This is a genomic window from Saccharopolyspora sp. 6M, from assembly GCF_020176775.1.
Classification (GTDB): domain Bacteria; phylum Actinomycetota; class Actinomycetes; order Mycobacteriales; family Pseudonocardiaceae; genus Saccharopolyspora_C; species Saccharopolyspora_C gregorii.
The window spans coordinates 1-14,492 of sequence record NZ_JAIUJZ010000098.1 but is presented as its reverse complement, the minus strand read 5'-3'; the positions used below and the strand labels follow the sequence as shown (position 1 = coordinate 14,492).

Sequence of the window (14,492 nt, the reverse complement as noted above, 5' to 3'; positions counted from 1 at the left end):
CACGATAGGAGACCGGGTGGTGCCACGAGTGGGTGGACTATCCGGCGGGGGGGGCCGCCCCCCCCCCCCCCCCCCCCCCCCCCCCCGCCCCCGCCCCCCCCCCCCCCGCCGCGCGCGCCGCCACCGGCGCGTTCCAGCTTGCCGAGCTGCCGGTCCGCGGTGCCGTCCAGCAGCGCCTCCAGCGAGGGGCGTTCGCCCGCGCCGAGGGCGATGGTGGCGCCGGTCTCGGCGCGCAGCCGCACCGCGAGGGTGTAGTGGTCCCGGTGCAGGTGGGTGACCAGGAACCGGCGCACGTCGCCGATCCCGCGCTCCAGCAGCCCGAGGCCGCGCTCCAGCGCTTCGCGGGCCTCCGGCAGCGCCCACCCGGCGTCGACGAGCGCCAGCCCGTCGCCGTCCTCCAGGGCGTAGACGTTGACCGCGCGCAGCCCGTCGCCGGGCATGGGCAGCGGGATCCGGTGCACCCCGGGCGCGACCTCGAACGCCCCGGGTTCGATCCACTCGTGCCGCCCGCGCGCCACGTCCACTTCCACCAACCGAACCTCCCGGATGACGACCTCGCCCCTGGCAAGGTAAACGTGAAATGTCCTCAGAAGGTCACGTGCGGTCTAGAACACACCTCCCGGGCGGGCTCCGGAGCACGGTCCGGACCGGCGCAACGCCCTCCGGCCGGGCGCGCGGCCCCGCCCGCACCCGGCCGACCAGCGATGGCTCCGCCGAGCAGGAATCCTGACATCCGATCGGTGATCCGCGCCACGTGGCCCCGGCCGCGCTAGTCGCCGAGCCGTTCGAGGACGGTGACGTTCGCGGTGCCGCCTCCCTCGCACATCGTCTGCAGGCCGTAGCGGCCGCCGGTGCGCTCCAGCTCGCCCAGCATCGTCGCCATCAGCTTCGTCCCGGTCGCGCCCAGCGGATGCCCGAGCGCGATCGCGCCGCCATTCGGGTTGACCTTCGCCGGATCCACGTCGATCTCCCGCTGCCAGGCCAGCACCACGCTCGCGAACGCCTCGTTGATCTCCACCACGTCCAGGTCGGACGCGGACAGCCCCGCCTTCCGCAGCGCGTGCCGGGTGGCCTCGATCGGCGCGGACAGCATCAGCACCGGGTCGTCGCCGCGCACGCTCAGGTGGTGGACGCGGGCCCGCGGGCGCCAGCCGTGCGCGGCCACCGCCCGCTCCGAGGCCACCAGCAGCGCCGAGGCGCCGTCGGAGAGCTGGCTGGACACCCCGGCGGTGAGCAGCCCGTCCGGCCGCAGCGGCCGGAGCGCGGCCAGCTTCTCCGGCCCGGTGTCGCGGCGCGGCCCCTCGTCCCGCTCCACCCCGGCGACCGGCACCAGCTCGGCGTCGAAGCGGCCCTCGTCGATCGCGGCGATCGCACGGCGGTGGCTGCGCAGCGCGAACTCCTCCATGTCGGCGCGCGAGACGCCCCAGTGCCGCGCGATGAGCTCGGCGCCCTGGAACTGGGTCACCTCGGCGTCGCCGTAGCGCCGCTGCCAGCCGTGCGAACCCGAGTCCGGTCCGTAGGCCACCGGGAAGTCCAGGCCGTCCGCGGCGCGCAGCGCGCTGCCGATCGGGATGGCGCTCATGTTCGCCACCCCGCCCGCGACGACCACGTCCGCGGTGCCGCTGAGCACCGCCTGCGCCGCGAAGTGCACCGCCTGCTGCGAGGAACCGCACTGCCGGTCGATCGTCACGCCCGGCACGTGCTCCGGGAAGCCGGCGGCGAGCCAGCCGGTGCGGGCGATGTTGCCCGCCTGCGCGCCGACCGCGTCCACGCAGCCCCACACCACGTCGTCCACTTCGCCGGGGTCGGCACCGGTGCGCCGCACCAGCGCCTGCAGCACGTGCGCGGACAGGTCCGCCGGGTGCACCCCGCTGAGCCCGCCGCCGCGCTTGCCCACCGGGGTCCGCAGCGCGTCGACGATGTACGCCTCGGTCATCTCGCTCCCGTCGTTGCGGCCCTGTTCGGATTCACGCCCCGTAGACCGGTTCCGGTTCGGGGTCGCGGCGCAGCAGGTCGTGCACCACCGCGCCGAGTTCCGCCGGATCGCGGCGGCGGCCCGCGTCGTCGCCGGCGCCGTGGCGCCAGCCGGTCATCAGCCGCACCTCGCCGCCCTGCACCTCGAAGACGCGTCCGGTGACGGCGGCCGATTCGGCGCTGCCGAGCCACACCACCAGCGGGGAGACGTTCTCCGGCGCCATCGCGTCGAAACCTCCCCCGTCCGGGCGGGCCATGTCGGCGGCGAACACCTGCTCGGTCATCCGGGTGCGCGCCGCCGGGGCGATCGCGTTCGCGGTGACGCCGTAGCGGCCGAGCTCGGCGGCGGCGTTCACCGTCAGCGCGGCGATGCCCGCCTTCGCCGCCGCGTAGTTGCCCTGCCCGACGCTGCCGAGCAGGCCCGCGCCGGAGCAGGTGTTCACGATGCGCGCGTCCACCCGCTCCCCCGCCTTCGCGCGGTCCCGCCAGTGCGCGGCCGCGTGCCGCATCGTCGCCGCGTGGCCCTTGAGGTGGACGCGCAGCACCTCGTCCCACTCCTGCTCGGCGAGGTTCACCAGCATCCGGTCCCGCACGAAGCCCGCGTTGTTCACCAGCACGTCCAGCCGCCCGAAGGTCGCCACCGCGCGCGCCACCAGCCGCTCGGCCTGCGCCCAGTCGGCCACGTCGGACCCGTCGGCGACGGCCTCGCCTCCGGCGGCGCGGATCTCCGCGACGACCGCGTCGGCGGCCGCGGCGTCCCCACCACCGCCGTCGAGGCCGACTCCGATGTCGTTGACCACCACCGACGCGCCCTGGCGGGCGAACTCCAGCGCGTGGGCGCGGCCGAGGCCGCGCGCCGCACCGGTCACCACGACCACCCTGCCCGCGCAGATTCCCGTCACGGCCACCTCCTGCTCGTCGTCGGGCGCCGATCAGCCCGGCGCCTGGAACCGCTCGGCCAGCCGCGCCAGGTTCGGGTGCGGCTCACCGCCGCCGTGCACGGACAGCACGTCCCCGGTCAGGTAGCCGGCCAGCGGTGAGGCGAGGAACGCGCACAGCGCGCCGACCTCCTCCGGTTCCGCCGGGCGGCCCAGCGGAATCCCCGCCGCGAAGCCGGAATCGCCCGCCGGGACGCCGAAGTGCTCGGCGAAGTTCTCGGTGCTCGCCACGCCCACCGCGACCGCGTTCACCCGCACCGCGGGCGCGAACTCCAGCGCGAGCGTGCGGGTCAGGTTCTCCAGCCCGGCCTTCGCGGCCGCGTAGGCGGCGATGGTGGGCGCGGGCCGCCGTGCCGCCACGCTGCTGATCATGGTGATGGAGCCGCCGGTCTCCCGCAGAGCCGGCCACGCCCGCTGGCTGACCAGCAGCGGTGCCAGCAGGTTCAGCTCGACGACCTTCGCGTGGAACCGCGGCGAGGCGGTGGCGGTGTCCGCGGGCGGCGCGCCACCGGCGTTGTTCACCAGCACGTCGAGCCGGCCCTCCGCGCGCACGATCGCCGCGATCAGCTCGTCCACCTGGTCCGGGTCGCGCACGTCGGCCGCCCGGAACTCGGCCTCCGGTGGCGCCTCCGGTGGGTTCCGGGAACAGACCCACACCCGCGCGCCCGCCCGCCGCAGCACGGCCGCGATGCCCGCGCCGATGCCGCGGGTTCCGCCGGTCACCAGCGCGACCCGGCCGGACAGGTCGATCTCGACGCTCATGGACGCCTCCGGAATTCGTTGCCGCTGCTGGGAAATCCGGTTCCGCTCCGCCTCTGGCGAGGACTTCGCGGCGGTTGCTACCGTACCAGCAACAACCTAACAAGTGCTAGGTTCGGTGATGCCATGACAGTCCGGATCCACCGCCACGACAACGGAATCGCGGTGCTGACCGTCGACCACCCACCGGTGAACGCCCTCCCCGCGCGGGGCTGGCTCGACCTCGCCGAAGCCGTCCGCGCTCAGGGCGCCGATCCCGGCGTCCGGGTGCTCGTGCTGCGGGCCGAAGGCCGCGGGTTCAACGCGGGCGTGGACATCAAGGAACTCGCCGCCGACCCCGGGCACGGCAAGCTGATCGAGGTCAACCGCGGCTGCTACGAGGCCTTCCGCGAGGTCTACGAGTGCCCGGTACCGGTGATCAGCGCCGTGCACGGGTTCTGCCTGGGCGGCGGCATCGGGCTGGTCGGCAACTCGGACGTCGTGCTGGCGAGCGAGGACGCCTACTTCGGGCTGCCGGAGGTGGACCGGGGCGCGCTCGGCGCCGCCACCCACCTGTCCCGGCTGGTGCCGCCGCACTTCGCGCGCGCCATGTTCTACACCGGGCGCACCGCCACGGCGCGGCAGCTCGCCGACTTCGGCTCGGTGTGGGACGTCGTCGAACCCGCGCGGCTGCCCGCGGCGGCGCTGGAACTCGCCGGCGAGATCGCCGCGAAGGACCCGCTGGTCATCCGCAAGGCCAAGGAATCGCTCAACGGCATCGACCCGGTGGACGTGCACCGCAGCTACCGGTTCGAGCAGGGGTTCACCTTCGAGCTCAACCTCAGCGGGGTGTCCGACCGAGCCCGGGAGGAGTTCGTGCACGGCGACTCCCGGCGGGGAGGGTGAGGGCGGTGCGGGACAAGCTGGTGAGCCCCGACGAGATCGCGGGGCGGCTGCGCAGCGGGATGACCATCGGCATCGGCGGCTGGGGTTCCCGGCGCAAGCCGATGGCGCTGGTGCGGGCGATCCTGCGCACCGAGGTGCGCGATCTGACGCTGGTCTCCTACGGCGGCCCGGACGTCGGACTGCTGGCCGCCGCGGGCAGGCTGCGGAAGGTGGTGCACGGGTTCGTGTCGTTGGACTCGATCCCGCTGGACCCGCACTTCCGGGCGGCGCGCCAGCGCGGGGAGCTCGCGGTCGCCGAGTACGACGAGGGCATGGTGCTGGCGGGCCTGCGCGCCGCGGCCGCGCGGCTGCCGTTCCTGCCGACCCGCGCCGGGCTCGGCTCCGACGTGCCCGCGCTCGACCCGGAGCTGCGCACCGTGCGCTCCCCCTACCCGGACGGCGAGGAGCTGCTGGCGATGCCCGCGCTGCGGCTGGACGCGGCGCTGGTGCACCTCAACCGCGCCGACCGGCACGGCAACGCCCAGTACCTCGGGCCCGACCCGTACTTCGACGACCTGATGTGCGCCGCCGCCGACCACGGCTACCTCAGCTGCGAGCGGGTGGTGCCGACCGAGGAGCTGCTGCGAGGCGGGCCGGTGCAGTCGCTGCTGCTGGACCGCACCCACGTGGACGCGGTCGCGGAGACCCCGCGCGGCGCGCACTTCACCTCCTGCGCCCCGGACCACGAGCGGGACGAGGCGTTCCAGCGCCGCTACGCCGCGGCCGCCGCCGACGCGGCGAGCTGGCAGGCGTTCCACGACGAGTTCCTCGCCGGGGACGAACGGTCCTACCAGGCCGCGGTGGACGCGGCGCGGGAGGTGAACGGGTGATGGACGCGACCAGGGCGGAGGTGTGCGCCGCGGCCTGCGCCGACAGCTGGCACGACGCCGGGGAGGTGCTGGCCTCCCCGTTCGGGCTGATCCCCGCGCTCGGCGCCCGGCTGGCCCGGCTGACCACGGCACCGGACCTGCTGCTCACCGACGGGGAGGCGGTGCTGCTGGCCGAACCGCCCCCGCTGGGCCGCGAATCCGAGGCGGCCACCGCCGAGGGCTGGATGCCGTACCGCCGGGTCCTCGACCTGCTCGCGGGCGGGCGCAGGCGGGTGATGATGGGCGCCACCCAGATCGACCGGTACGGCAACCAGAACATCTCCCGGATCGGGCCGTGGGAGCGGCCGAAGGTGCAGCTGATCGGGGTGCGCGGGGCGCCGGGCAACAGCGTCAACCACGTCACGAACTACTGGGTGCCGAAGCACGGCGAGCGGACCTTCGTGGAACGCGTCGACCTGGTCTGCGGTGTCGGGCACGACCGGGCCACCGGTGCCGCCGGCCGGTTCCACGACGTGCGGGTGGTGGTCACCGACCTCGCGGTGCTCGACTTCGCCGGGCCGGACCGGACGATGCGGCTGCGCTCGGTGCACCCGGGCGTGACCGTGCGGGAGGTGCGGCAGCGCACCGGGTTCGAGCTGGACACCTCGGCGGTCGCCGAGACCCGGCTGCCGTCGGCCGAGGAGCTGGAGCTGATCCGCGGCAGGCTGGACCCGGACGGGCTGCGGCACCGGGAGGTGCCCGCGTGAGCGCGCCGCGGCTGGACACCGCGCTGTGCCGGTTGACCGGGGTGCGCCACCCGATCGTGCAGACCGGGATGGGCTGGGTCGCGGGCCCGCGGCTCGTGTCGGCGACCGCGGAGGCGGGGGCGCTCGGCATCCTCGCCTCCGCCACGATGAGCCGCGAGCGGCTGGCGGCCTCGATCCGCGAGGTGCGGGAGCGCACCGACCGGCCGTTCGGGGTGAACCTGCGCGCCGATGCCGCCGACGCCGAGCAGCGGGTGGACCTGCTCATCCGCGAACGGGTACCGGTCGCCTCGTTCGCGCTGCTGCCCGCCGAACGGCTCGTCGGCAAGCTCAAGGACGCGGGCATCGTGGTGATCCCCTCCGTCGGGGCGCGCAGGCACGCCGAGAAGGTCGCGGCGTGGGGCGCGGACGCGGTGCTGGTGCAGGGCGGCGAGGGCGGCGGGCACACCGGCCCGGTCGCCACCACCGTGCTGCTGCCGCAGGTGCTCGACGCGGTGGACCTGCCGGTGATCGCCGCAGGCGGGTTCTTCGACGGGCGCGGGCTGGCCGCCGCGCTCTGCTACGGCGCGGCCGGGATCGGCATGGGCACCCGGTTCCTGCTCACCCGCGACAGCCCGGTGCCGGACGAGGTGAAGCGGCGCTACCTCGCCGCGGGCGCGCACGAAGCGCTGGTGACCGCGCGGGTGGACGGGATGCCGCACCGGATGCTGCGCAGCGCGCTCACCGACACCGCCGAATCCCGGTGGCGGCGGCTGCCCGGCGCGTTGCGGCGGGCGGCGGCGTTCAAGGCGAGCAGCGGGCTGACCTGGCGCGCGCTGCTCGCCGAAGGCCGGTCGATGCGGCGCCGCCGCGAGATGCCGTGGAGCGCGGTGCTGCTGGCCGCCAACACGCCCGCGCTGATCGAGGCGGGACTGGTGCGCGGCGACACCGAGGCCGGGGTGCTGCCCGCCGGGCAGGTGGTCGGCGCGCTCGACGAGCTGCCCGGCTGCGCGGAGCTGGTGGCGCGGATCGTCGCGGACGCCACCCGCGTGCTCGGCGAGACCGCCGCGCGGGTCACGCCTGCGGCGCCATGATCCCCTCGCACAGCAGCGTCACGTGCTGGTCGGCGATCACCTGGGCGTTCAGCCTGCCGCGCGGGTTGTACCAGTGCACCGTGGTCCACACCGTGTCCCGGATGAACCGGTAGGCGATCTTGACGTGCAGGTCGTCGCGGAACACGCCGTCCCGCTGCCCCTGCTGCAGCACCTTGGTCCAGGTGCGCTCGAAGTCGTTGCCCGCCCGGCGCAGGTAGGCGAAGCGGTCGAACTGCGCCAGGTGCTTCGCCTCGTTCTGGTAGATCGTCACCGCCGAGCGGTACCGGTCCATCGCCTGGAACGAGCGCCGCACCAGCTCGGTGATGGTGGTCCGCGGGTCGTGGTCCTCGCGCAGCACCTCGGCGTAGAGCTCCTGCTGGTAGCCGAGGAATTCGCGGAGGATCTCGTCGACCATCGACTCCTTGGAGTCGAAGTGGTGGTAGAGGCTGCCGGACAGGATGCCGGCGGCCTCGGCGATCTCGCGGACGGTGGTGACCACGAAGCCGCGCCGCGCGAACAGGTCGGCGGCGATCGCGAGCAGTTCCGCCCGCCGCCGCGACCCGGTCGCCGCCACGTCCCCGGTCGAGCGCTTGCTTCCCACCATCCCACCATCCTCTCACCACCCCGGGGCGGTGCTCGTTCGCCGGGTCTCAGGGGTGCTGGCTGCTGACCGAGAGGACCTCTCCGGTCAGGTAGGTGGCGTAGTCGGAGGCGAGGAACACGATGGTGTTCGCGACCTCCCAGGGCTCGGCGGAGCGGCCGAACGCCTCGCGGGATTCGAGTTCCGCGAGCAGCGGCGCGGAGGTGACCTTCGCCAGGTGCGGGTGCAGCACCAGGCTCGGCGCCACCGCGTTGACCCGGACGCCGAACTCGGCGGCGTCGAGGGCGGCGCACCGGGTCAACGCCATCACCCCGGCCTTCGCGGCCGCGTAGTGCGCCTGCCCGGCCTGCGCGCGCCAGCCGACCACCGAGGCGTTGTTCACCACCACTCCCCCGCCGCCGGCGTCCCGGAAGTGCCGGATCGCGGCGCGGGTGCAGCGGAACGTGCCGTTGAGGGTGACGTCGAGGACGCCGTCCCACTGCTCGTCGGTCATGTCCTGGATCGCGGCCGTGCCGCCGAGCCCGGCGTTGTTGACGACCACGTCCAGCCGGCCGAACTCGGCGGTGGCGGCGGCGAACAGGTCCGCCACCTGCTGTTCGTCGGTGACGTCGCAGGGCACGGCGAGCACCTGCGCGCCCGGCAGCTCGGCGAGTTCGGCGCGGGTGGCCTCCAGCCGCCGTTCGTGCCGGTCGCTGAGCACGACCCGGGCGCCTTCGCGCAGCATCCGGCGGGCGGTGGCCGCGCCGATCCCCGTTCCCGCGGCGGCGGTGACGAGCGCGGTCCGGCCGGTCAGCAGCGCGTGCGGGGCGGGTTCGGCGGGAGCGGTCACGGCCGGGCCTCCTTCGGCAGGCCGAGCACCCGCTCGGCGATGATGGTGCGCTGGATCTCGTTGGAGCCGCCGTAGATCGTGTCGGCGCGGGAGAACAGGAACAGCCGCTGCCCCTCGTCGAGCTCGTAGGGCGCTCCGGCGGCGACCAGCCCGCAGGCTCCCGCGACCTCCACGGCCAGTTCGCCGAGGCCGCGGTGGAAGGTCGCCCAGTGCAGCTTCGCGATGGAGGCCTCCGGCCCGGCCGTGCCCTCGGCGACGCCGGTGAGGGTGCGCAGCGCGGTGAACCGCATGACCTCCAGCCCGATCCACGCCCGGGTGATCTTGTCGCGCAGCACGGGGTCGTCCATCGCCCCGTTGCGGCGGGCGAGGTCGGTGATGCGTTCCAGTTCGCGCCGGAACACCACCTGCTGGTCGATGGTGCCGACGCCGCGTTCGAAGCCGAGGGTGCCCATGGCGACCCGCCAGCCGTCGCCGACCTCGCCGACGACGTGCTCGGCGGCGGTGCGGGCGCCGTCGAAGAACACCTCGTTGAACTCGGAGGTGCCGGTGAGCTGCACGATGGGCCGCACCTCGACGCCCGGCCGGTCCATCGGCAGCAGCAGGCAGGACAGCCCGCGGTGGCGCTGCCCCGGCGGCCCGGTGCGGGCGAGCAGGAAGCACCAGTCCGCCTGGTGCGCCAGCGAGGTCCACGTCTTCTGCCCGTCGATCACCCAGTCCGGCCCGTCGCGCCGCGCCCGGGTGGACACGTTCGCCAGGTCGGAACCGGCCGAGGGTTCCGAGTAGCCCTGGCACCACAGCTCGCGGACCGCCACGATCTCCGGCAGGAACCGGCGGCGCTGCTGCTCGGTGCCGAAGGCGATCAGCGTGGGCCCGAGCAGTTCCTCGCCGACGTGGCCGACGCGCACCGGTGCCGCGGCCCGCGCGTACTCCTCGTGGAAGATCACCTGCTGCGCGGTGGAGGCGCCGCGGCCGCCGTGCTCCACCGGCCAGCCCAGGCAGGTCCAGCCGCCGTCGGCGAGCAGCCGGTCCCAGGCCAGCCGGACCTCGAACGCCTCGTGCTCGCTTCCCGGGCCGCCGAGCCCGCGGGCGTCGGCGAACTCGCCGGTGAGGTGGTCGCCGAGCCAGTCGCGGACCTCGCGGCGGAACGCCGCTTCGGCCGGGCTGTCGGTGAGGTCCATCCGAGCACCGCCTTCCACCGGGTCGCGATTCGGATTCTCCAGCAGTGCCCGGGAAAATCAACCCCTACCAAGCACTTGCTAGTGTCGGCTAGCCTCGGGTGGCCGGGCGACTCCCGCGACGAGGAGCAGACGATGGCCGACGACGAACCGGTGGTGCGCTACGAACGGGTCGAGCGGACCGCCGTGGTGACGATGAACCGGCCGCGGTACCGCAACGCGCAGAACTCCGCGATGACCTACGCGCTCGACGACGCGTTCTACCGGGCCTGCGCCGACGACGAGGTCGGGGTGATCGTGCTGGCCGGGGCGGGCGAGCACTTCTCGGCGGGCCACGACATCGGCTCCCCCGGCCGGGACGCGGACGTGGACTTCGAACGCCGCGCCGGGCTGTGGTGGGGCCACGTCGGCCGGTCCGGCGGGGAGTCCCGCTTCGCCCGCGAGCAGGAGGTGTACCTGGGCATGTGCCGCCGCTGGCGGGAGATGCCGAAACCGGTGGTCGCGAGCGTGCAGGGCGCGTGCGTCGCGGGCGGGCTGATGCTGGCGTGGGTGTGCGACCTGATCGTGGCCGCCGAGGACGCGTTCTTCGCCGATCCGGTGGTGCGGATGGGGATTCCGGGCGTCGAGTACTTCGTGCACCCGTGGGTGCTGGGGCCGCGGGTGGCGAAGGAGCTGCTGTTCACCGGCAGGCGGTTGAGCGCGCGGCGGGCGCACGAGATCGGCATGGTCACCGAGGTGGTGCCCCGCGACCGGCTCGCCGAGACCTCGCTGGCGCTGGCCGCCGAGGTGGCGGCGATGCCCCGGTTCGGGCTGGCGCTGGCGAAGAAGGCCGTCAACCAGGCCGAGGACCTGATGGGCAGGCACAGCGGCCTCGATTCGGCGTTCGGGTTGCACCACTTGGCGCACGCGCACAACGCCGAGGTCGGCGGCGACTCGCTGGCCGGCATGGACGCGAAGGGCATGAAGCGGGCCGCCGACGACGACCCGCCCCGCTGAACCGGAGGGCGCGGTGGATCTGACGTTCGCAGCCGAGGACCTGGCGTTCCGCGACGAGGTGCGGGCGTGGCTCGCGGCCAACCTGCCCCCGGAACCGCTGCCGTCGCTGGAGACCGAGCGCGGTTTCGCCGCGCACCGCGAGTGGGAGCGCGCCCTGCACGCGGCGCGGCTGTCGGTGGTGTCCTGGCCGGTGGAGTTCGGCGGCCGCGACGCGTCCCTGGTGCGCTGGCTGCTGTTCGAGGAGGAGTACCACGCGGCCGGGGCGCCGGGCCGGGTCGGGCAGAACGGGATCTTCCTGCTGGCGCCGACGATGTTCGAGCACGGCACGCCGCGGCAGCGCGAGCGCTACCTGCCCCGGATGGCGTCCGGGGAGGAGGTCTGGGCGCAGGCCTGGTCCGAACCCGAGGCGGGCAGCGACCTCGCCGGAATCCGCAGCCGGGCCCACCGGGTGCCGGGCGGCTGGCGGTTGTCCGGGCAGAAGACGTGGAGTTCGCGGGCCGCGTTCGCCGACCGCGCGTTCGGGCTGTTCCGCAGCGACCCGGACGCGCAGCGGCACCGCGGGCTCACCTACTTCCTGTTCCCGCTGGACGCCGAAGGCGTCGTGGTGCGCCCGATCCCCCGGCTGGACGGGAAGCCCGCGTTCGCGGAGATCTTCCTGGACGAGGTGTTCGTGCCGGACGAGGACGTGCTCGGCGGTGTCGGCGAGGGCTGGCGGGTGGCGATGAGCACCGCGAGCAGCGAACGCGGCCTGTCGCTGCGCAGCCCCGGCCGGTTCCTGGCGGCGGCCCGGCGGCTGGTGCGGGTGTGGCGGGAGCGCGGTGCGGACCGGGATGCGCGGGACGGGGTGGTGTCCGCGTGGCTCGGCGCGCAGGCCTACCGGCTGGCGACCTTCGAGGCGGTGACGAAGGTGCTGGGCGGCGCGCGGATCGGCGCGGAGGCGAGCCTCACCAAGCTGTTCTGGTCCGAGCTGGACATCGCGCTGCACGAGACGGCGCTGGACCTGCTCGGCCCGGACGGGGAGCTCGCCGCCGATTCCCCGGCCGCACCGGACGGCGGTGCCTGGGCCGAGGGGCACCTGTTCGCGCTGGCCGGGCCGATCTACGCGGGCACCAACGAGATCCAGCGCAATGTCGTCGCCGAGCGGCTGCTCGGCCTGCCCCGGGAGCCGCGATGAGGTTCACCCGCACCACCGCGCAGGAGGACATGGCCGAGTCGTTGCGCGCACTGCTGGCCGATGTCGGCGGAACCGCGCTGGCACGGGCCTGGTCGGACGGGGACGCGGCGCCGTGGTGGCGCTGCTGGGGGCGGCTGGGCGAACTGGGCGCGTGCGGGGTCGCGGTGCCCGGCGAGTTCGGCGGGCTCGGGCTGGGTGCGGTGGAGACCGCGGTGTGCCTGGAGGAGTTCGGGTACGCGGGGCTGCCCGGGCCGGTGGTGGAGACCGTCGCGGTCGCACCCGCGCTGCTGGCGGGCAGCGCCGATCAGCACCGGCTGCCGGAGCTCGCCGCGGGGCGGGCGGTGCTGGCGGTCGCGTTCGACGAGCTCGTGCCGCGCGCGCTGGACGCCGACGTGGCCGCGGCCACCTACCGCTGCGCCGGGACGCGGGTGCTCCGCGCGGACCCGGTCGGTGCGCCGGAGCGGTCGGTCGATCCGGTGCGGCGGCTGTGGGCGCTCGGGGCGGCCGGCACCGCGGTGGCCGGGGCGCGTCCGGCCGCCGCGTTCGACGCCGGGGTGCTGGGGTGCGCGGCGCAGCTGCTGGGTGCGGGGCGGCGGTTGCTGGACGACTCGGTGCGGCACGTGCGGGACCGCCACCAGTTCGGCAGGCCCGTGGGGAGCTTCCAGGCCGTCAAGCACCACCTGGCGGACGTGGCGCTGCGGCTGGAGTTCGCCCGGCCGCTGCTGCACGGGGCGTGCCTGTCACTGGACGCCGGTGCGGGGCACACGGCGCGCGACACGTCGGCCGCGAAGCTCGCCGCGGCCGAGGCCGCGCACCTGGCCGCGCGCACCGCGCTGCAGGTGCACGGCGCGATCGGCTACACCGCCGAACACCCGCTGCACCTCTGGACGCTGAAGGCCACCGCACTGCGCGCCGCCTGGGGCGATCCCGCCTGGCACCGCCGACGCATCGCCGACGCCCTAGCGGCCGGAAGCACCGCCGACATCGGAACCCGCAGTTGAACTCCTGCCACGAGACGGGGCGTCCTGTCGGTTTCCCGTCAGCGGCGAAGCCGCTGAGCGGCGACCACCCGAGCAAGCCGACCACCCGCGGGTTCTCAGCGGTTCCCTCGCGAGGACAGCGATTTCCCTCGTGGCGGAGCCACTTGGGAAATCGATCCCGCAGCGAGGGAACCGCTGAGGTTCCGCCACCCCAGTGCTACACAACGAAAGCGGAGAAAGGAACAACAAAGTGCACTTCGCGTTCAGTGCGCAGCAGGAGGACCTCCGGCTGACCGTCCGCGCCCTGCTGGACCAGGACGGCGGCCCGCACGTGCCCGCGCCGCCACCGGCGCCCGCCCCGCTCGGGCACGACCCGGAGCTGTGGCGGCGGCTCGGCGCGGAGATCGGCGCCGCCGGGCTCACCGTCCCCGAGGAGCACGGCGGCAGCGGCGCCACCCTCGTCGAGAGCTGCCTCGTCGCCGAGGAGCTGGGCCGCAGGCTCGTGCCGTCCCCGTTCGTCGGCGGCACCGCGCTCGCCGTCGAAGCGCTGCTGACCGCGGGCGACTCGGCGGCCGCCGGCCGGCTGCTGCCGGGTATCGCCGCCGCCGACCGGCTGGTGGCGCTCGCGTGGGCCGAACCGGAGAACTGGTGGCAGGACACGGGATTCGCCACCACTGCGCGGCTCGACGCGGGCACGTGGCGGCTGGACGGGCGCAAGAGCTTCGTGCTCGACGGCGCGCGGGCGGACGCGTTCCTGGTCGTCGCGACCGCCCCGGACGGGCCCGCGCTGTTCGAGGTGGCGGCGGAGCCGGCAGCGGTGCTGCCGCACCCGGCCGTGGACCCGACCCGGCCGATGTGCGCGCTGGAGCTGTCCGCGGCGCCGGCCGCGCCGATCGGGCCGGCCGGGCCGGTGCTGGCGCGCTGCCGGGACGCGGCGGCGGTGCTGCTGGCGGCCGAGTGCGTGGGCGCCGCGGACCGGTGGCTCGGCGAGATCGTCGGCTACGTGCAAACCCGGGTGCAGTTCGGCAGGCCGATCGGCTCGTTCCAGGCGATCAAGCACCGGCTCGCCGACCTCTACGTGGCGGTGGAGTCGGCGCGCTCGCTGTCGTACGCGGCGAGCTGGGCGGCCGGCACCCGCGACGAGCGCGGGTCCGCGTGGGCGGCGATGGCCAAGTCGCTGTGCTGCGAGACCTACCAGGACGTGGCGGCCGAGGGCATCCAGCTGCACGGCGGCCTCGGGATCACCTGGGAGCACGAGGCGCACCTGCACCTGAAACGAGCCCACGGCGCCGCGCACCTCTTCGGCACCCCCCGCAGCCACCGCCGCCGCCTCGAAGCACTCCACCACCGCATCGCGGGCCCGTGAACCCGCCCGGCAGGTCGTGCCGTTCTCCTGCCAGCGGCGGAGCCGCCGGGGTTGCGCCACCCGGGTGCCACCGACAAGCTCATCACCGCGGAGGCAGCGGGAGGGGCGGGGCGGTGGTGGGCACCGGGAC

Annotated in this window: 14 protein-coding genes and 1 pseudogene; 8 read left to right on the top strand and 7 right to left on the bottom strand. The window is 74.9% G+C overall.

Going from position 1 to position 14,492, the window contains the following annotated elements; all coding sequences use genetic code 11:
- Positions 1 to 191: 191 nt before the first annotated feature.
- From LCD31_RS15085 to LCD31_RS15070, 4 genes and pseudogenes are all read right to left on the bottom strand, one after another.
- Positions 192 to 440, bottom strand: a pseudogene (locus LCD31_RS15085) (MBL fold metallo-hydrolase); the annotation flags it as partial.
- Positions 441 to 769: 329 nt separating this feature from the next.
- Positions 770 to 1,936 (bottom strand): acetyl-CoA C-acetyltransferase, encoded by a 1,167-nt coding sequence (locus LCD31_RS15080; protein ID WP_224958856.1) that lies wholly within the window; start codon positions 1,934 to 1,936, stop codon positions 770 to 772.
- 31 nt (positions 1,937 to 1,967) lie between these two features.
- Positions 1,968 to 2,876, bottom strand: coding sequence for an SDR family oxidoreductase (locus LCD31_RS15075; RefSeq protein WP_224958855.1), 909 nt, complete (start codon positions 2,874 to 2,876; stop codon positions 1,968 to 1,970).
- A 30-nt stretch (positions 2,877 to 2,906) separates the two neighbouring features.
- Positions 2,907 to 3,674, bottom strand: a complete 768-nt coding sequence (locus LCD31_RS15070; RefSeq protein WP_224958854.1) for an SDR family oxidoreductase — start codon at positions 3,672 to 3,674, stop codon at positions 2,907 to 2,909.
- Positions 3,675 to 3,797: 123 nt separating this feature from the next.
- On the opposite strand from LCD31_RS15070, the gene LCD31_RS15065 reads away from it, so the two are divergent.
- Genes LCD31_RS15065 through LCD31_RS15050 form a run of 4 tightly spaced genes read left to right on the top strand, consistent with a single transcriptional unit; the run spans position 3,798 to position 7,241 of the window.
- Positions 3,798 to 4,556 (top strand): enoyl-CoA hydratase family protein, encoded by a 759-nt coding sequence (locus tag LCD31_RS15065; RefSeq protein ID WP_224958853.1) that lies wholly within the window; start codon positions 3,798 to 3,800, stop codon positions 4,554 to 4,556.
- 5 nt (positions 4,557 to 4,561) lie between these two features.
- Positions 4,562 to 5,425: a CoA transferase subunit A gene (locus LCD31_RS15060; protein ID WP_224958852.1), complete on the top strand. Its 864-nt coding sequence runs from the start codon at positions 4,562 to 4,564 to the stop codon at positions 5,423 to 5,425.
- Positions 5,425 to 6,171 (top strand): CoA-transferase subunit beta, encoded by a 747-nt coding sequence (locus LCD31_RS15055; RefSeq protein ID WP_224958851.1) that lies wholly within the window; start codon positions 5,425 to 5,427, stop codon positions 6,169 to 6,171. The genes LCD31_RS15060 and LCD31_RS15055 overlap by 1 nt, the downstream gene beginning before the upstream one ends.
- A gap of 11 nt (positions 6,172 to 6,182) precedes the next feature.
- Positions 6,183 to 7,241 carry a nitronate monooxygenase family protein gene (locus LCD31_RS15050; RefSeq protein ID WP_224958874.1) on the top strand — a complete coding sequence of 353 codons (1,059 nt, stop codon included), beginning with the start codon at positions 6,183 to 6,185 and terminating at the stop codon, positions 7,239 to 7,241.
- On the opposite strand, the gene LCD31_RS15045 is transcribed toward LCD31_RS15050, so the two are convergent.
- Genes LCD31_RS15045 through LCD31_RS15035 form a run of 3 tightly spaced genes read right to left on the bottom strand, consistent with a single transcriptional unit; the run spans position 7,222 to position 9,849 of the window.
- Positions 7,222 to 7,845: a TetR/AcrR family transcriptional regulator gene (locus LCD31_RS15045; RefSeq protein ID WP_224958849.1), complete on the bottom strand. Its 624-nt coding sequence runs from the start codon at positions 7,843 to 7,845 to the stop codon at positions 7,222 to 7,224. The two genes, LCD31_RS15050 and LCD31_RS15045, sit on opposite strands and share 20 nt — an antisense overlap.
- Before the next feature lie 46 nt (positions 7,846 to 7,891).
- On the bottom strand, positions 7,892 to 8,671 hold the full coding sequence (locus LCD31_RS15040) for an SDR family oxidoreductase (protein ID WP_224958847.1): 780 nt from the start codon (positions 8,669 to 8,671) through the stop codon (positions 7,892 to 7,894).
- Complete coding sequence (locus LCD31_RS15035) at positions 8,668 to 9,849, bottom strand: acyl-CoA dehydrogenase family protein (protein ID WP_224958846.1); 1,182 nt, start codon at positions 9,847 to 9,849, stop codon at positions 8,668 to 8,670. The genes LCD31_RS15040 and LCD31_RS15035 overlap by 4 nt, the downstream gene beginning before the upstream one ends.
- A gap of 132 nt (positions 9,850 to 9,981) precedes the next feature.
- Between LCD31_RS15035 and LCD31_RS15030 the strand changes: the two genes are divergently transcribed.
- From LCD31_RS15030 to LCD31_RS29580, 4 genes are all read left to right on the top strand, one after another.
- A complete protein-coding gene (locus LCD31_RS15030) occupies positions 9,982 to 10,842 on the top strand; it encodes an enoyl-CoA hydratase (RefSeq protein ID WP_224958845.1) in 861 nt (286 codons plus the stop codon).
- Positions 10,843 to 10,855: 13 nt separating this feature from the next.
- Positions 10,856 to 12,016, top strand: coding sequence for an acyl-CoA dehydrogenase family protein (locus LCD31_RS15025; RefSeq protein WP_224958844.1), 1,161 nt, complete (start codon positions 10,856 to 10,858; stop codon positions 12,014 to 12,016).
- A complete protein-coding gene (locus LCD31_RS15020; protein ID WP_224958843.1) occupies positions 12,013 to 13,017 on the top strand; it encodes an acyl-CoA dehydrogenase family protein in 1,005 nt (334 codons plus the stop codon). Before LCD31_RS15025 ends, LCD31_RS15020 begins: the two co-directional genes overlap by 4 nt.
- Positions 13,018 to 13,246: 229 nt before the next feature.
- A complete protein-coding gene (locus LCD31_RS29580; protein ID WP_224958842.1) occupies positions 13,247 to 14,362 on the top strand; it encodes an acyl-CoA dehydrogenase family protein in 1,116 nt (371 codons plus the stop codon).
- Positions 14,363 to 14,492: the final 130 nt, after the last annotated feature.